This window comes from Priestia sp. 53B2 (assembly GCF_056099005.1).
This window is the reverse complement of record NZ_JBLZXA010000027.1, coordinates 504,300-519,644: the sequence shown is the minus strand read 5'-3', so window position 1 is coordinate 519,644 and position 15,345 is coordinate 504,300. Positions and strand designations below refer to the sequence as shown.

The following is a 15,345-nucleotide window of genomic DNA, read 5'->3' as shown; positions in this document are numbered from 1 at the left end:
CTTTCTTATTCACATAGCATGAACTCCACCGTCTACTGTCAGAATATCTCCCGTAATATAATTAGACGCCGCAGAAGCAAGAAAAACAGCCGCTCCTTTTAAATCAGCTTCGGAGCCAAAGCGTTTTAAAGGGGTTTGACTTAGAAAATAATCTTTGCCTTGTTCCATAATCGCACCTGACATTTTAGTAGGGAAAAATCCCGGCGCAATCGCATTAACTTGAATATTATGCTGTCCCCATTTGACAGCTAAATCTTTCGTAAACGTAATGACCGCTCCTTTACTCGTGTTGTATCCGATTGTATCCATGTACTGAGGATCTGTTCCTCCAAGACCGGCAATTGAAGCAATGTTAATAATCTTGCCAGCTTTTTGTTTAATCATTTCTTTTCCAGCTTCTTGGGACATTAAAAACGTTCCTGTAACATTAATATTCATCACTTTTTGCCATGCTTCAAGAGGCATTTCTTCAACCGGAGCGCCCCACGTAGCTCCGCTGTTATTAATTAAAATATCAATACGTTCAAATGTTTCAATCGTTTGATGCACGACATTTTTAATATCTTCAGGCTGACTGATGTCGCATGCTAAAGCGAGGGTTTTTACGCCCATGTTGGCCAATCGATCGGCCACTTGCTGACATGCTTCTTTTTTTCTCGAACATAGAACAATATTTGCACCTGCCTCTGCAAGCCCTTCTGTCATTTGTTCTCCTAATCCTCTGCCTCCGCCGGTAATAATAGCTGTTTTCCCAGTTAAATCAAACAAATCCTTTATGTGCATATGTTGCCTCCTTTTCTTGATAGGATTTTAATTCAAGCCTTGCAAGCTGTGCTTTGTGCACTTCATCTGGACCATCAGCGAGGCGCAGAGTGCGGGCATTTGCCCAAAGTGCCGCAAGCGGCGTGTCTTCTGAAACACCTGCTGCTCCAAATGCTTGAATAGCGCGATCAATGACTTTTAAAGCCATAGCAGGAGCCATTACTTTAATCATAGCAATTTCTTTCCGCGCTTTTTTATTTCCAACTGTGTCCATCATATAAGCAGCTTTTAATGTTAATAAGCGAGCTTGCTCAATTTCAATACGCGATTCTGCCACCCATTCTTGAATAACCCCTTGCTGGGAAAGCAACTTATTAAACGTAGAACGACTTTGAACACGCTTACATAATTCTCCAAGAGCTCTTTCAGCTGCTCCTATTAGACGCATGCAGTGATGAATACGTCCAGGCCCTAATCTGCCTTGAGCAATAGCAAACCCTTTTCCTTCGCCTAAAAGCATATTGGACGCTGGCACATGCACATTGTCATAATGAATTTCAGCATGTCCATGAGGAGCGTGATCGTATCCAAAGACTGGCAGCATTCGTTCAATTTTAACTCCTGGAGTATTTAATGGAACTAGAATCATAGACTGTTGTTCATATTTAGATGCGGTAAAATCGCTTTTTCCCATAACAATGGCAATTTTGCAGCGCGGATCTCCCGCACCTGAAGACCACCATTTTCTTCCGTTGATTACATATTCATCGCCTTCTCTTACAATACTGCACTGAATGTTTGTGGCATCAGAAGAACCTACATCTGGTTCTGTCATAGAAAAGCAGGAGCGAATGTCTCCATTTAACAGCGGCTTTAGCCATTTTTCTTTTTGTTCGGGCGTTCCGTATCGAACCAGTACTTCCATATTGCCGGTGTCCGGAGCTCCGCAGTTAAAAGCTTCTGGTCCAATCATAGAACGGCCCATAATTTCGCAAAGGGGGGCATATTCGACATTTGTTAGACCCGCTCCGTATTCGCTTTTTGGCAAAAATAAGTTCCATAATCCAGCTTGCTTTGCTTTTTCTTTTAACTCTTCCATGATCGGAGGAACAGCTGACCATCTAGATGGCTGTTCATTCAGCTGTTGTTCGTATAGCCGTTCATTTGGGTAAATATGCTCTTCCATAAAAGAGGTCAATTCTTTTTGCAGCTTCACTACTTTGTCAGAGTAAGAAAAATACACGGTAGTCCCTCGCTTTCATTTACTTACTAACCGGTTGGTATGTTACATATTCATCATAAATGAAGGGAAATAATTCAGCAAGATATTTTTAGAAAAATTCTAAATATTATATTATTTAAAAATAAAAAAAGAGAGGTTTTAACCTCTCTTTTTACGCGGATGTCATTTCCTCAAATACGGCTGATACCTTTTCAAACTCATCGTCATCTTCAATTGAAGACCATTCACCATCATCTTCAATTTTCAAAAAGAAAACATCAATTTCTTCTTCTGTTTCAATTAAAACTTCTTCCACAAACGCAACAGCAATATAATCGTGCCCTTCAATCGTCATTTTTCCAAGCACTTCAATATCTTGCTCTTGATCATTTTCATCTAAAATTGTAAAAATCTCTCCCGTTTCAATGCGTTCCATCTTATTCCCTCCTATTTTAACCTCATTATTCGTTCACTAACATGTATTCCCCTTTAGAAAAGGTTTCATGCTTATAAAAGTAAAATCTACTTTTTAAAAGGCAAAAGAATGTCTACGGTAGTGCCTTTTCCAAGTTCACTTACAAAGTTAATTTCTCCTCTATGTTCTCGAATGATCTTATAACACACCATCAGTCCAAGCCCCGTTCCTTTCTCTTTGGTACTATAAAAAGGTTTTCCTAAATGCTGCATTCTTTCCTGCGTGATGCCTGACCCCTCGTCGCTAAACCGGACAACAAGGTTCTCCTGATTAAATCTTTTTAGTTGAATCGTTACGGTTCCTCCACTTGGCATAGATTCGACTGCATTTTTAAATATATTGCTAAACACCTGTTTCAACTGATTTTCTTCGCATAATACGAGAGGAAGATGAAGGTCAATTTCTTTTTTTACGTGAATTTTCTCTGTAATCCCCTGCACCTCAGCTAGCTTTAAAGTATTCTCTAAAATATCTTGGACATGTTTGTCTTTGTAGGTTTTCGCCTGAGGCTTTGCAAGACTCAAGAACTCATCGGTAATTAATTCAATTCTATCTAACTCATGATTTATCATTTCTACATAGTAAGGCTGACCGCTCGTTTCTTTTAATAACTGCATAAATCCTTTTACCGCCGTCAGAGGGTTTCGAATTTCGTGAGCTATACCAGCCGCTAACTGTCCGACTAAAGAAAGCTGAGCGGATTCACGCAGCAATTTTTCAGTTTTTTTACGTTCTGTAATATCACGAAACAAAACTTGAATGGCCTGCTTTCCCATATAGGGAATAGGAAAGGCAATGGTTTCGGCGTCAATCGTATGACCGTCTTTATGAATAAACTTTTCTTCCTGTAGGTCTACAGATTTATTTTCTTTTTTCATTCGATAAATTCGCTGTTTTACCACATCATAGTAATCAGGGTGAACAAACTGATAAACACAAGCTCCTAATACGTCTTGAGGACTTTTGTATCCTAGCGCTTTGGCTCCTGCAGGGTTGATGTAATCAATTTTCCCTTCACTATGAACGATAATCGCTTCCGGCGATAACTCAATCAAGCTTCGGTAGCGTTCTTCGCTTTCTTTTAAAGCCGTTTCAGCCTGCTTGCGTGATGTTATATCTCGATAGACAAAAGCAATGCATAGCGGCCAATCATTCATATTTTCAACGCGGAATAGTGTGACGCTTACATTAATTAAATGACCGTCTTTATGCTGTCTGACCGTCTCAAATTCCGTTTTCGATTCACCTGATTGAATGGTCTTATGAAGTTCGCACACTGGCTCCTTTAAAAACGAAGGTATAATCGGAAGAGGTTTTTGATAAATTTCTTCAAACGTCCAGCCAAATGTATTCTCAAACGCAGGGTTCACTTGAAGCGTTTTACCTTCTAAGTCAACGACAGCAACAGCATCTGCGTTATGATAAATAAAAGGCTGAATCTGTTCTTTTTTCTCCTGATAACTAGTTATATTCACGCAATGTCCCATAATTTCAGGCTTTTCTGTGTAAGATAAAGGGGTTAAGTTTACTACATAGCGTTTATCATTTATTTGAAGCTCGTACATAAGCTTTTTCTTTTTATTTAGTGCTTCGAAAAAATGCTCATACGAGACCCATTCTTCTAGAGGTATTTTTTGCTCATGAACGCTTTCACCTTTATACATACTGTAAACAAGATGGTCATCTTGTTGTTTGTAAGCAAATATGATTCCTAGCGCCTCAGCTGAATGATTTTCTGCATGTAATCGGACTATTTTTTTATTTTCGTTCATCGTTCATATTTACCTACCCCTCACTAGCATCTTTCCTACTCGTTCTCATTCTCTTAATTTTACATGAGGATTTTAGAATTTACTAGATAAAGAAGCGGATATTTTCCATTCATTCACATAAAAAAAACGCCTGTAAAGGCGCTTTTTTATGTGAATATGAATTACTTTGAATGATGCATTTTATGACAGTGTCGCTTCGGCACAAAACCATTTTTCTCCATATGTTGATAGCGATTTTCCATATGTGAAGAAATGTTTTGACTCTCCGTTTTGCTTAGCACGCCGTACTCCACATATTTTGAAAGTATTTCTTTCTTTTTTGCGAGCATTTCTTTGTACAGCACGGACAGTTCCTGCTTTTGCTGAGACGTCAGCTGCACGTCTTTTGTTTCTGGCTGAGGATTGTTTTCTGCTAATACAGGCGTCGCGCTCATAAATAAAAAAGCTGCTGCTGCACTTATCATAATCTTTCGCAAACAATCTACTTCCTTTCATCATATAGTAGTTATAGTTTGCGAACTTCTATTTGTTTTCATTCATTCTGTTTGCTTAAGACTCGATAGCTCCTCTTACATCATAGTCGCTAAGATCAATTTCCATTTCCATTTCAAGTGCTAATTTAGCAAGCTCTGAACCAAGGTAAGGACCCGACGTTAAACCTGAAGCTCCGAGACCATTCGCTACGAGTATTCCTTCGTAAGCCGGAAGAGCCCCAATGACTGGCAAGAAGCCTGGAGTAAATGGTCGAAACCCTACCCTTGTTTCTAAGACTGTGCTTTCTGTTAAGCCGGGAGCAATTGATAAGGCCTTTGAAAAAATCTCATGAAGCCCCCCAGCAGTTACTCTCAAGTCATAACCCGTGTCGTTTTCATGTGTTGCTCCAATGACAATTTGACCTTGTTCGAATGAAAGAATATATTGGTCGCTTGGAGGCATCACAACGGGCCAGTCTTTTGTATCTAAATCAGGGAGATGCAAGTGGACAATTTGCGCTTTTTGAAAGCTTGCTAAAAATTTCACTCCAAGAGGCTCTAGTAATTGATTTGCCCACGCTCCTGCTGTTACGATTGTTGTACTTGCTAGAAGGGTTTGTCCATTTACGGCAACGCCCGTTACTTGATTATTTTCATAAAGTAGTTCTGCGTTTCCTTCTATTATTTTTGCACCGTTTTTCTTCGCTGCATTCACAAGTGCGTTTCGAAGAGCTCTCCCGTTAACGCGAGCGGCTCCACTAATATGAACTGAACTGTATTCTTCCGAAAGAACCGGAAACAAAGCCTGTGTTTCTTTAGCGGATAAACGTGTAATCTCGCCTATTTCAGGAGCTTCTTCCCGACGCTTATATGCTCTTTCTTCCATTTTTGCAAGCTTTTGTTCCTCAGTATGTAAGCTAATTGCTCCTACTCGCTTATATCCCGTATCCGTTTCTCCATCTTCTTCTAATTGCTGAATTAATGTTTGATAGTACTTGGCGCCGCCTTTTGCTAAGCGGTACCATGCTTTATTTCGACGCTGCGAAAGCCATGGACAAACAATCCCTGCTGCTGCATCAGTAGCTTGACCAGCATCCTTGCGATCTATCAATGTCACATCTGCTCCTGCTTTTGCTAAATGATATGCTGTAGAAGCTCCAAGTATCCCAGCTCCAACTACGATGTATGTTTTCATACCAAAACACCCTTTTCTTTCTTCTAGTATTCTCATGCTATATGTACGCAATTTTAGCATAGCAAAAAAAGAAGTCACATACTAGGCGAAGCTATTTTGAGCTTATTTTTGAGTCTTGCTGACTTTGACATATAGCTCCTTTCATTGTAAACAAAAGCGCAATAAGTTCTTTTACGGAGATTATAGTGAGATGAAGCAAACCACAAATAGTGATCGCGCATATTTAACGCTGCGCTTACCGCTTTTTTATTATGGTTTCTGAATAAAAAAATGAAAGAATAAAACCACTATAATATGTAAATAAAAAGAAGTAACCATTATTTTAAGGAGAGCGTATGCAATCTTCATTTGTATTATTTTTTATCATTCTTGGTTTACTATTTGGCAAGTGGCGAAGGTATCAAGAATACTATCCTACTTTGCTGTTTTGGGTCACGGGGAATTTGCTTTATGAAGTGCTGCTGTTTCATCACCGCGTATGGGTATTTCACCCTGTTGGTATTGATCATCTTTTTCTACCCGATCACCTAATGGTTTCCCTTGGAATAACCTTAATTATTTATCCGTTTGTTATACCGGTTTTTTTAGGAAGGCTGCCGCTGCATGTAAACGGCCGGCTGTGGTGGATTCTTTTGTGGGCGCTTTTATTTACTGTGATTGAGTTCATTGCTTATGTTAATCACAGTATCACTCATCATTATGGATGGTCGCTGCTGTGTTCTTTTCTCTTCAATATTGTCACGTTCTCACTTTTAGTCATTCATCAGAAGACAGCACTGGCTGCTTGGATTCTATCTGGAAGCTTCATAGCTTTCTTATTTATTTTTTTTGATATTCCTATGCCTTAACTTTTCATTGACTAGACGGAGGAAAAGGAAATATAATAGGAATTACATTTAAATATAATTTTCCTCTCTGAGAATAGAGGTGCATGAAATCAAGAGTCACTTATTGGAGACTAATGGAGTCTGTGAAGATAAGTAAAAGGGATTTCGTGCCGAAGTATATAAACATCCATTGTGTTCATATACTGGTTCAGTATTGAATAAATGCTGAGCTGTCACAAACCATTTGGTTTGTGGAGAGCTATTGAAGAGATGTTGATGCCTAGAATGTAATAATACTTTATTATTATGAAACCAAGACGCGTGAACATCACTTCATGGGTCTTTTTTGTGTTTTTCTACTGACCATCAAAGTTCAAAGTTATAGTTGAATGATTTAAATGGAGGGATACGGATTATGTACTTACATGGAACGAGTAAAATTAACAGCAGCAATCATTTAGAAATTGGGCAGTGCGATACGGTCGAACTGAAAAAACAATACGGCACTCCCCTATACATCTACGATCAAGAATTAATTGAAACGAAATGCAAGGCCTTCCATTCAGCCTTTCGAAGAAGCGGATTTTCATATCAAATCGCCTATGCAGGGAAAGCATTTCTTTGTATGGAAATGGCTAGCCTTTTAACGAAGCTTGATATGTCACTAGATGTGGTCTCAGGAGGCGAATTATTTACAGCGCTTGAAGCTGGATATCCAGCTGAACGCATTCATTTTCACGGAAATAATAAAACGATTGAAGAAATGGAAATGGCGCTTGATGCGAATATTGGCTGTTTTGTTGTTGATAACTTTACCGAACTTGAAGTTTTGCATGCCTTAGCAGCTGAGCGCAAACAGAAAGCATCTATTCTTCTGCGTGTTACTCCAGGGATTGAAGCCCATACACATGAGTATATTATGACCGGACAGGAAGACTCCAAGTTTGGATTTGGTCTTTCCAATGACCAAGCCATGAAAGCAGTAAGTTCTGCGTTAGAAAAGCCTTACTACGATCTTTTAGGCATTCATTGTCATATTGGTTCGCAAATTTTTGAAGTAGATGGTTTTTCTCGTGCCATTGATATTTTAACTGATTTCTTATTCAGCATTCGTGATAAAATGGAATTTGAAGTAAAAGTTTTGAACGTAGGTGGTGGTTTTGGTATTCGTTATACCGAAAGCGACTCTCCTCTTCCAGTTGAGTATTATGTAGATGCACTGACAGAAAAGCTAAGCCGCACGTTAACTGAACAGAATTATACCCTTCCAGAAGTCTGGGTTGAGCCTGGAAGAAGCATCGTAGGAGAAGCAGGTACAACGCTTTATACAATTGGATCAACGAAGGAGATTCCAGGTGTACGAAAATACGTAGGAATTGACGGCGGTATGACCGATAATATCCGTCCTGCTCTTTACGATGCAAAACATGAAGCTGTCTTGGCTAATAGAGTGACGGATAAAAAAGATGAAACAGTATCAATTGCGGGTAAATGCTGTGAATCAGGAGATATGCTTATTTGGGATATTGATTTACCGCGCGTTAATCAAGGAGATTTATTAGCAGTGTCCTCTACAGGTGCCTACAACTATTCAATGGCTAGCAATTACAACCGTATTCCGCGCCCTGCTGTTGTATTTGTAAAAAATGGAGAAGCTCGTCTTGCTGTAGAGCGAGAAACATACGAAGATTTGGTGCGTAAAGATGTAAAGCCAGTCGTTACTACGTATGCAATGAGCAAATAATAGCTGTTCTTGCGTAGTAAAGAAGCTATTGGTGTTTGGAGGAAATCTAGCTATGGTTTTAAGTGTATTTAAAACGTACAGATCATCGCTTATTCTGCTTCTCGCTATTTTAATTGGCGGGATAGCAGGATATGCTATTGGACCCGATGTGGCAGTCGTGAAGCCTTTTGGTGATTTGTTTCTTAATTTGATGTTCATGATTATCGTTCCCCTTGTCTTTTTTAGTGTGGCTTCGGCGATTGCAAACATGAACGAAATGAAACGTCTTGGTAAAATTATGCTAGGAATTGCCGTTGTGTTTGTCGCCACTGCTGCTGTTTCAGCCGTTTTAGGCTTTTTAGGCGCATCACTTTACAACCCGCTACATAATGTAGATACTTCTGCCATTAAAGAATTGATGAGTGACAGTGAAAATACAGCTGAAAAAATGACGCTTTTAAATCAGCTTGTTAGCACATTTACTGTACCTGATTTTGTTCAGTTATTTTCGAAAGAGCATATTTTACAATTAATTGTCTTTGCCGTTATTTTCGGTATTGCTACCACAATGGCCGGTGAAAAAGGACAGCCTATGGCGAAATTTCTGACTTCGGGTCAAGAAGTATCGATGAAGGTTGTTAAAATTGTGATGTACTATGCTCCAATTGGTTTAGGATGCTATTTTGCTACTGTAGTAGGAGAACTTGGACCAAAGATCTTACAAGGGTACGCTAGAGCATTTATTCTTTATTTATTAATTGCAATCGTTTACTATTTCGGTTTCTTTACGCTATATGCATGGATTGCTGGCGGTAAAGCAGGAATTAAGCTGTTTTGGAAAAATGCAGCTGCTCCTTCTATCACCGCTATTGCTACCTGTTCTTCTGCTGCATCTATTCCGGTCAATTTAGATGCAACAAAGAAAATGGGTGTGCCGCTGGATATTGCTGAAACGGTGATTCCATTAGGAGCAAACACGCATAAAGATGGTTCTGTTATCGGTGGTATTCTAAAGATTGTTTTCTTATTCAGTTTGTTTGGCAAAGATATGACGTCTGCTACGAGTATTTTGAGCATTTTAGGCGTAGCCTTTTTAGTTGGAGCCGTAATGGGAGCAATCCCTGGAGGCGGTATGATTGGTGAAATGTTAATTATTACAATTTATGGATTTTCACCAGAAGTTCTGCCCATTATTGCGGTCATTTCCACAATTATTGACGCCCCAGCTACGCTTTTAAACAGTACGGGAAATACAGTAACAGCGATGCTTGTTACAAGGTTTACAGAAGGAAAAGACTGGATTAACAAAATTATCACCACCGATAAAGTTGCTTAGTAAAAAAGCAAAGGGAACAGTCTTAGTGACTCTACCTTTGCTTTTTTCGTGTGCAGTAATATCGATAGCAGTGTATAAAATCTGTAAATACGCACATTCTATAGGTATGTTTCATAACCGGACTGGAGGTGTCGTCTAATGAGTAACGCTGCAGGAGGTTCAAAGAAGAATCAACCGAATGATGCGAATCACGTAAGCGCAGAAACAAAAGCTCATCAAAAACGTCTCACTGAGCAAAACAAACAAGAGCATCAAGCTGAAGAGCGCAAATAAAATTACGTCCAAGAACGTTTGGCACAGGCCCTGCGTTCTTGGACGTAATTTTATTTTTAGAGGGAGCTTTATTACGCCGCTCGTTATAGGTCTATCGCACAACCTCCTTACAAACTTTTACATATTCTATTAATAGATTTGTAAAAGGAGGAATAATATGATATTTTCTTGGCTAGAGATTACAGCCGCAGCCTTTGGACTTTCAGTTATTTTGATAAGTTTTGCATTTTTGCCCGAACGTACATGCAAAAATCTTTATATCCCTCATCAGCTAGTAGCAAAATCTATGTTTCTCTATAAAAAAATTATTCGTTTTATAAATCAATTTCGACAGAAACTTTAGTTCATTTCCTTTCCCTGTTTTTATTCATTGGATATATCCTCCACCTTTTTAATCAGCGCATTTACAGTAAATAATTTAGTGGTTAAAATAAAGAGTAAAGAAAAAGGATAAGCAGTTTGCAGAAATGGAGTTTCACATGGAAATCAGAGACTTAGAATACTTTATAGAGGTAGCGAATCATAAAAATTTTACAAAGGCAGCGCTGCAAGTTCATTTGTCACAAACGGCTTTAAGTAAAGCCGTCAAAAAAGTAGAAAATGAACTAGGATTTGAGCTTCTTGATCGTTCAACAAGAGAATTAAAGCTAACCGATGCAGGAGAAGTCGTGTATCATCAGGCAACTAAAGCTCTGTCGGTGTTAAAAGACATGCCTCACTTGTTGGGAGATTTAATGAACTTGCAAACAGGGCAAATCAAGATGGGAGTCCCTCCGCTCATCGGGACCTTGTTTTTCCCGAAGATTGCAAAAGCATTTAATGAACAATACCCTAAAGTATCTCTAGAGCTTATTGAATTTGGAGCAAAAAAAATTGAAGCACTTGTGGAAGAGGCTGGTGTAGATATGGGAATTGTTATGCTTCCTCTCACAAGCGGTCATGATAAAAATTTTCACGTATACCCGTTCGTTAAGGAGAGATTCCTTTTATACGCGCATAAAAACCATCCTTTAGCGAAACGTTCTTCCGTCTGGATGAAAGAATTGGAGCATGAAAAATTCATTATGTTCAGTGAAGAATTTACGCTGCACGACCGGTTAATTCAAGATGCTTTAAAATCAGGCTTTGTGCCTTCTATCACGTATAAAAGTTCTCAATGGGATTTAATTATTGAATTAACAGCGGCAGAACTAGGTATTGCTATTTTACCCGAATCGCTTTATGCCAAAGTGAAAGATCCCAATATTACTACCGTACCTATTGCAGATCCTGAAATGATGTGGGAACTTGGAATTATTCTGTTAAAAGAACGCTACAGTTCATTTGCTGTAAGAGAGCTGATTAGTTTTTTAACCGAAAAACAAATGACAAATAAGTTGGACGCAAATTAAATAGAGGCTGGAAGATAACGACATCAATCCACTCTAAAGACGAACAGATCGGATACATGATCTGAACAGCTTGTGACACCGCTGTTGATTTCTGTGCAAGACTTCGCTTTCCGCGGGCGGCCGCTGAGCCTCCTCGTCGCATGCGCTCCTGCGGGGTCTCACCCCTTCCGCTTTTCCCGCAGGAGTCTTCGCCTTGCCCTCCAATCAACAGCTAAAAGCAAATACATGCATGAAATCTACGTTTACTATCACCATGAAAAAATCCGAACAATGAATCGAGATTCTCCATCAAGAATTTGAATTCATCGTTCGGATTTTCCTTCAACAAAATTACTTTTGTCCCAGCCTCTTTATATGTAACACGAGTTCTATCATTCAACAATCCCTACAATGAATCCATCATAGCCTTTGCTTCCAACGGTTTGTATAGCCGTAGCGCTGATTCGTTTTTCTTGAGCCAGAGCATTCATAAATTGGCGAATTCCCTTTACATTTTCATCTTCACTTTCTGAGTTCACCACATGGCCTTGACGAACAACATTATCACAAATAATCAGACTTCCTCTTTTCGATAATTCTAGAGCCCACTTTAAGTAATTTGGGTTATTCGGCTTATCAGCATCAATAAAGATAAGATCAAACGGCTCTGTTCCCTTATCCTTTAATACAGCTAATGTATCAAGCCCGGGGCCGACAATGACTTCTACTAAGTGGCTTACTCCCGCTCTTTTTAAATTAGCTCTTGCTACTTCTGCATGCTGAGCGCTTAATTCGAGCGTAATTAGCTGTCCGTCTTTCGGAAGAGCTCTGGCTAGCCAAATCGTGCTGTACCCTCCAAGAGTACCAATTTCCAAAATGCGTTTAGCTCCTTTTAATGAAGCTAACAAATGCAGAAACTTTCCTTGACTAGGCGATACGTCGATGGCAGGTAATTCAGCCTCTTGATTTGCCTTCAATACCTCATCAAGAATAGGGTCAGGTTGTATAAGCTTATCATTCATATAAAGATCCACTTCATTCCAAATTTCATATATAGACATTTCCATACTCCTCCACATAAGTGATAAAAGCTGTATTATTTCAAAGATACGAATATGTTCTTCTCATATTCAGCTTGGTGCCGTAATTGTTCGTATTATGAATGTGTTCTAGCTCTCTAATAAACTATCCTGCTCGCTCTTAAAAAGAATTGTTATATATCCATAAAAAAAGACCTTCAGAGAGGTCTTTTTTATCTTTAAATAACCGTAACTTTACTAAGATCTATCTTGGCACTTTTTAAAAAGTTATATGTCAATTTATCCATTTTTGCACCTTCAAAATCGGATTTCTTTAAATCTGATCCTCGAAACTGTACATTTAGCAAAGTTGCGTTGCGAAACGAGGCTTTTTTTAATGATGTTCCTTCAAAGATTGTTCCGTTAAATGTTTCTTCGTCAAATATAATGTCTGTTAAATTACATTGCTTAAAGTACGTGTTGTCATAGATACAGCCTTTAAAACTGGCCTGTTTAAAATTTGCCCATTTAAATTGTACGCCTGTCAAATTAACGTGATGAAATATTGCTTTCGTTAAATTGCTGCTTTTAAACATGCTGTCTGTAAGATCTGCGTAGCTAAAATCAGATTCATTCAAATTACTTGCATTAAATTTCCCTTTATACACCGATACAGAACGAAAATCAGATTTTGTAAGCTCGGTCTTTGAAAAATCCATAGGGGCGGTTTGCTTTAATTCCTTTGTTTCTACATTCATTGATTGAATCAGTTCTGTGATATCACCGATAGAATTGATTGTCATATAATAAGCCTGTTCTTCATTATGCCCCTCTTTTTTGTAATCTGTAAATTTTTCCTGCAAGTTCTGTGATAGTTCTTCTTCTAGATCTTGAACATTTTTTACATCCTGATAAGGAGCCAAAATGTTGTGCACATGATTTTTTAATTTTTCGTTCATTTATAACATCATCCTTTCTTACAACAATAAATCAATAATTTTTTTCGCTTGCTCCCAGTTTTCTTTGTTTTGTTTATATACACTTTTTCCTTGTTCTGTAATTTTATAGTATTTTCTGCGACCGCCTTGTACAGCATCTCCCCAGTAAGAAAGAATATGACCGTCTTTTTCCAGGCGTTTCAAGCTTGAATACATTGTGGCTTCTTTTAATTCATACTGCTCTTTAGAGTAGGTATAAATAAGCTTACTAATTTCATAACCATACTTATCGCCGCTGAGAAGTAATTTCAAAATCATTGTATCTGTATGTCCCCGAAGTAAATCTGAAGACATTTTTGCATATACCAAAGTATCACCTCTTTATGTATAATTTAAATCATATTACTATGACAGTCAAGGTATTATATTCAATAAAATATACTAATATAGAATTGAATATATGTAAACAGCTTAACCAGTAGAAAATAGCCGGTACGTTTTTACCGGCTATTTTCTAGGAGACACCTTATTCTTCGTTATAACTGAGCTTAAATACTATTGGCGTGCGTTCTGCTGATATTTTCCAAACCATGTGATGATACCCCTTGCTCCAGTAATCTTTTATTAAATAATCAGGGATTCCAAATATGTTTTTCCATACTTCCTGAGCATTTTTGTATCCGCTGTCAAAACAAATTTTTTTAATTTCTTTGCTTTGAAGCGTAAGCAGCATAGTATGTAAAAGCAGTGTCCCTACACCTTTTCTTTGGTACTTTGGATGAACAAAAACTGTGCCGATTTCAATCCATCCTTGCAGCTCTCCTTTTGTACACGCCGTAATTAATTCACTAGCAGGACCATATTCAATACAGCCAATAATCTTATTGGTGCACGTATCTATTCCGAGCCAAAAGAATCGATGTTTCCCACCGCTATCAAGGTCACTTTTTAAATATTGTTCTTTATTTTCAATTTCTATTTGTATATCGTTCACCATGTCAGATAGACCCTCTTTATGAAAGGTATCTGTGATTACTTCATTAAAAAGCTCGTGGAGTTCTGCGCGGTCTTCTATTTTTGGTCTTCTTATTTCAATATGATGCAATGTTCATTCCTCCTTGTTATTTCACGGCAGAATATGAAGCTTTACCATTATTATTTATTATTTATCAATCTATGTTGATAATCCTTTTCTCTTTCTACTGTTTTTCCAATAAAAAAGCACGAGAAACTTTGAGTTCTCGTACTTTTTTATAATATGGATTCTACTTTTCTATTGGGAACTGTTAATACTGATTCACAAAGCTCTGGATTTTACATACGAATTCAGAAAGATTCTCCTTTATCTCTTTATCCTCTGTTTTCTCTACTTGCTCCTGTATGGCATCAATCATTAAACGTGCTCTTTTAGGATCTATAGAGGCCGGTTGGCTGCTGTTGTTTGATAGACTTTTCAACATTTGATTAGTCATTTTGTTTTTATCATGAATATAAAATAATATTTGAGGAACTTGATTAATTAACAAATTTACGTATCTGCGAAACTCCTCTATCTCATATAATTCTCTTGAATTACCTTTAAAGCCATCAACGGAAAGCATAAGACTCTGGTAGCCTTTATCACTGCGTTGATTAAGTGCTTTAATCACTTTCAAAAACCGATCGAACTTTAGATAACGTATTTCGTCTTTCCTTAATTCTAAAAATTCAATTTCTCCTTTTTCCAAAAAGGGATCTTTGATAAGACTATTATCATTCATATACATTCTCTCCTTACTAATTTATTAGTTGCAGAGCTTGTTTTGAATTCATTTGTCTATCGTTTTAGTAATTGTTTACCTCTTTTAGGCCCGTTTTAAAACCTTCATTTGTAAAACGCTTACATAAATGTTCTCAATTGCCTGACGTGTTGACGGAATTCTGCTTATTATCCGATAAATGACGAATGAAAAAAAGCTCC

18 protein-coding genes and 1 riboswitch are annotated in these 15,345 nt (G+C 38.0%); of the genes, 6 read left to right on the top strand and 12 right to left on the bottom strand.

Translation table 11 applies throughout. The features are described 5' to 3' along the window. Positions 1 to 9 precede the first annotated feature (9 nt). The 6 genes from ACN6NE_RS23155 to ACN6NE_RS23130 form a co-directional block, all read right to left on the bottom strand. Positions 10 to 783, bottom strand: coding sequence for an SDR family oxidoreductase (locus ACN6NE_RS23155; RefSeq protein ID WP_474327460.1), 774 nt, complete (start codon positions 781 to 783; stop codon positions 10 to 12). Beyond that, the gene (locus ACN6NE_RS23150; protein WP_474327458.1) at positions 761 to 2,005 is read right to left on the bottom strand and encodes an acyl-CoA dehydrogenase; all 1,245 of its coding nucleotides are present in this window, start codon (positions 2,003 to 2,005) and stop codon (positions 761 to 763) included. Before ACN6NE_RS23150 ends, ACN6NE_RS23155 begins: the two co-directional genes overlap by 23 nt. 151 nt (positions 2,006 to 2,156) lie before the next feature. Then, a complete protein-coding gene (locus ACN6NE_RS23145; RefSeq protein WP_013057050.1) occupies positions 2,157 to 2,420 on the bottom strand; it encodes a DUF1292 domain-containing protein in 264 nt (87 codons plus the stop codon). 86 nt (positions 2,421 to 2,506) lie between these two features. Further along, positions 2,507 to 4,231, bottom strand: coding sequence for a PAS domain-containing sensor histidine kinase (locus tag ACN6NE_RS23140; protein WP_474327455.1), 1,725 nt, complete (start codon positions 4,229 to 4,231; stop codon positions 2,507 to 2,509). A gap of 161 nt (positions 4,232 to 4,392) precedes the next feature. Further along, positions 4,393 to 4,707, bottom strand: coding sequence for a YckD family protein (locus ACN6NE_RS23135; RefSeq protein WP_013057048.1), 315 nt, complete (start codon positions 4,705 to 4,707; stop codon positions 4,393 to 4,395). 73 nt (positions 4,708 to 4,780) lie between these two features. Further along, positions 4,781 to 5,899, bottom strand: coding sequence for an NAD(P)/FAD-dependent oxidoreductase (locus ACN6NE_RS23130; protein WP_129709205.1), 1,119 nt, complete (start codon positions 5,897 to 5,899; stop codon positions 4,781 to 4,783). A 335-nt stretch (positions 5,900 to 6,234) separates the two neighbouring features. Here ACN6NE_RS23130 and ACN6NE_RS23125 point away from each other — a divergent pair, with 335 nt between their 5' ends. The 6 genes from ACN6NE_RS23125 (at position 6,235) to ACN6NE_RS23100 (ending at position 11,449) form a co-directional block, all read left to right on the top strand. Further along, complete coding sequence (locus ACN6NE_RS23125; RefSeq protein ID WP_129709202.1) at positions 6,235 to 6,747, top strand: CBO0543 family protein; 513 nt, start codon at positions 6,235 to 6,237, stop codon at positions 6,745 to 6,747. A gap of 66 nt (positions 6,748 to 6,813) precedes the next feature. Further along, positions 6,814 to 6,996: riboswitch (Lysine riboswitch) on the top strand. Between the two features lie 145 nt (positions 6,997 to 7,141). Then, positions 7,142 to 8,470, top strand: a complete 1,329-nt coding sequence (gene lysA, locus ACN6NE_RS23120) for a diaminopimelate decarboxylase (protein WP_129709199.1) — start codon at positions 7,142 to 7,144, stop codon at positions 8,468 to 8,470. Positions 8,471 to 8,522: 52 nt separating this feature from the next. Continuing rightward, positions 8,523 to 9,785 (top strand): dicarboxylate/amino acid:cation symporter, encoded by a 1,263-nt coding sequence (locus tag ACN6NE_RS23115; protein WP_474327453.1) that lies wholly within the window; start codon positions 8,523 to 8,525, stop codon positions 9,783 to 9,785. A 138-nt stretch (positions 9,786 to 9,923) separates the two neighbouring features. Further along, positions 9,924 to 10,058, top strand: coding sequence for a hypothetical protein (locus tag ACN6NE_RS23110; protein ID WP_013057043.1), 135 nt, complete (start codon positions 9,924 to 9,926; stop codon positions 10,056 to 10,058). Between the two features lie 157 nt (positions 10,059 to 10,215). Continuing rightward, positions 10,216 to 10,401 carry a hypothetical protein gene (locus ACN6NE_RS23105; protein ID WP_129709194.1) on the top strand — a complete coding sequence of 62 codons (186 nt, stop codon included), beginning with the start codon at positions 10,216 to 10,218 and terminating at the stop codon, positions 10,399 to 10,401. A 136-nt stretch (positions 10,402 to 10,537) separates the two neighbouring features. Further along, entirely contained in the window at positions 10,538 to 11,449 is a 912-nt protein-coding gene (locus tag ACN6NE_RS23100; RefSeq protein ID WP_474327450.1) for a LysR family transcriptional regulator, read from the top strand. Here the strand turns inward: ACN6NE_RS23100 and ACN6NE_RS23095 are convergent. The 6 genes from ACN6NE_RS23095 to ACN6NE_RS23070 form a co-directional block, all read right to left on the bottom strand. Then, positions 11,400 to 11,657 (bottom strand): hypothetical protein, encoded by a 258-nt coding sequence (locus ACN6NE_RS23095; RefSeq protein ID WP_129709188.1) that lies wholly within the window; start codon positions 11,655 to 11,657, stop codon positions 11,400 to 11,402. The two genes, ACN6NE_RS23100 and ACN6NE_RS23095, sit on opposite strands and share 50 nt — an antisense overlap. Positions 11,658 to 11,820: 163 nt before the next feature. Next, positions 11,821 to 12,507: an O-methyltransferase gene (locus ACN6NE_RS23090; protein WP_129709184.1), complete on the bottom strand. Its 687-nt coding sequence runs from the start codon at positions 12,505 to 12,507 to the stop codon at positions 11,821 to 11,823. A 179-nt stretch (positions 12,508 to 12,686) separates the two neighbouring features. Continuing rightward, positions 12,687 to 13,406, bottom strand: a complete 720-nt coding sequence (locus ACN6NE_RS23085) for a pentapeptide repeat-containing protein (protein WP_474327447.1) — start codon at positions 13,404 to 13,406, stop codon at positions 12,687 to 12,689. Positions 13,407 to 13,424: 18 nt separating this feature from the next. Continuing rightward, positions 13,425 to 13,754: a PadR family transcriptional regulator gene (locus tag ACN6NE_RS23080; protein ID WP_013057038.1), complete on the bottom strand. Its 330-nt coding sequence runs from the start codon at positions 13,752 to 13,754 to the stop codon at positions 13,425 to 13,427. 157 nt (positions 13,755 to 13,911) lie between these two features. After that, positions 13,912 to 14,490: an N-acetyltransferase family protein gene (locus ACN6NE_RS23075; RefSeq protein WP_474327445.1), complete on the bottom strand. Its 579-nt coding sequence runs from the start codon at positions 14,488 to 14,490 to the stop codon at positions 13,912 to 13,914. A 181-nt stretch (positions 14,491 to 14,671) separates the two neighbouring features. After that, positions 14,672 to 15,145, bottom strand: coding sequence for a hypothetical protein (locus ACN6NE_RS23070; protein WP_129709173.1), 474 nt, complete (start codon positions 15,143 to 15,145; stop codon positions 14,672 to 14,674). Between the last annotated feature and the right edge of the window lie 200 nt (positions 15,146 to 15,345).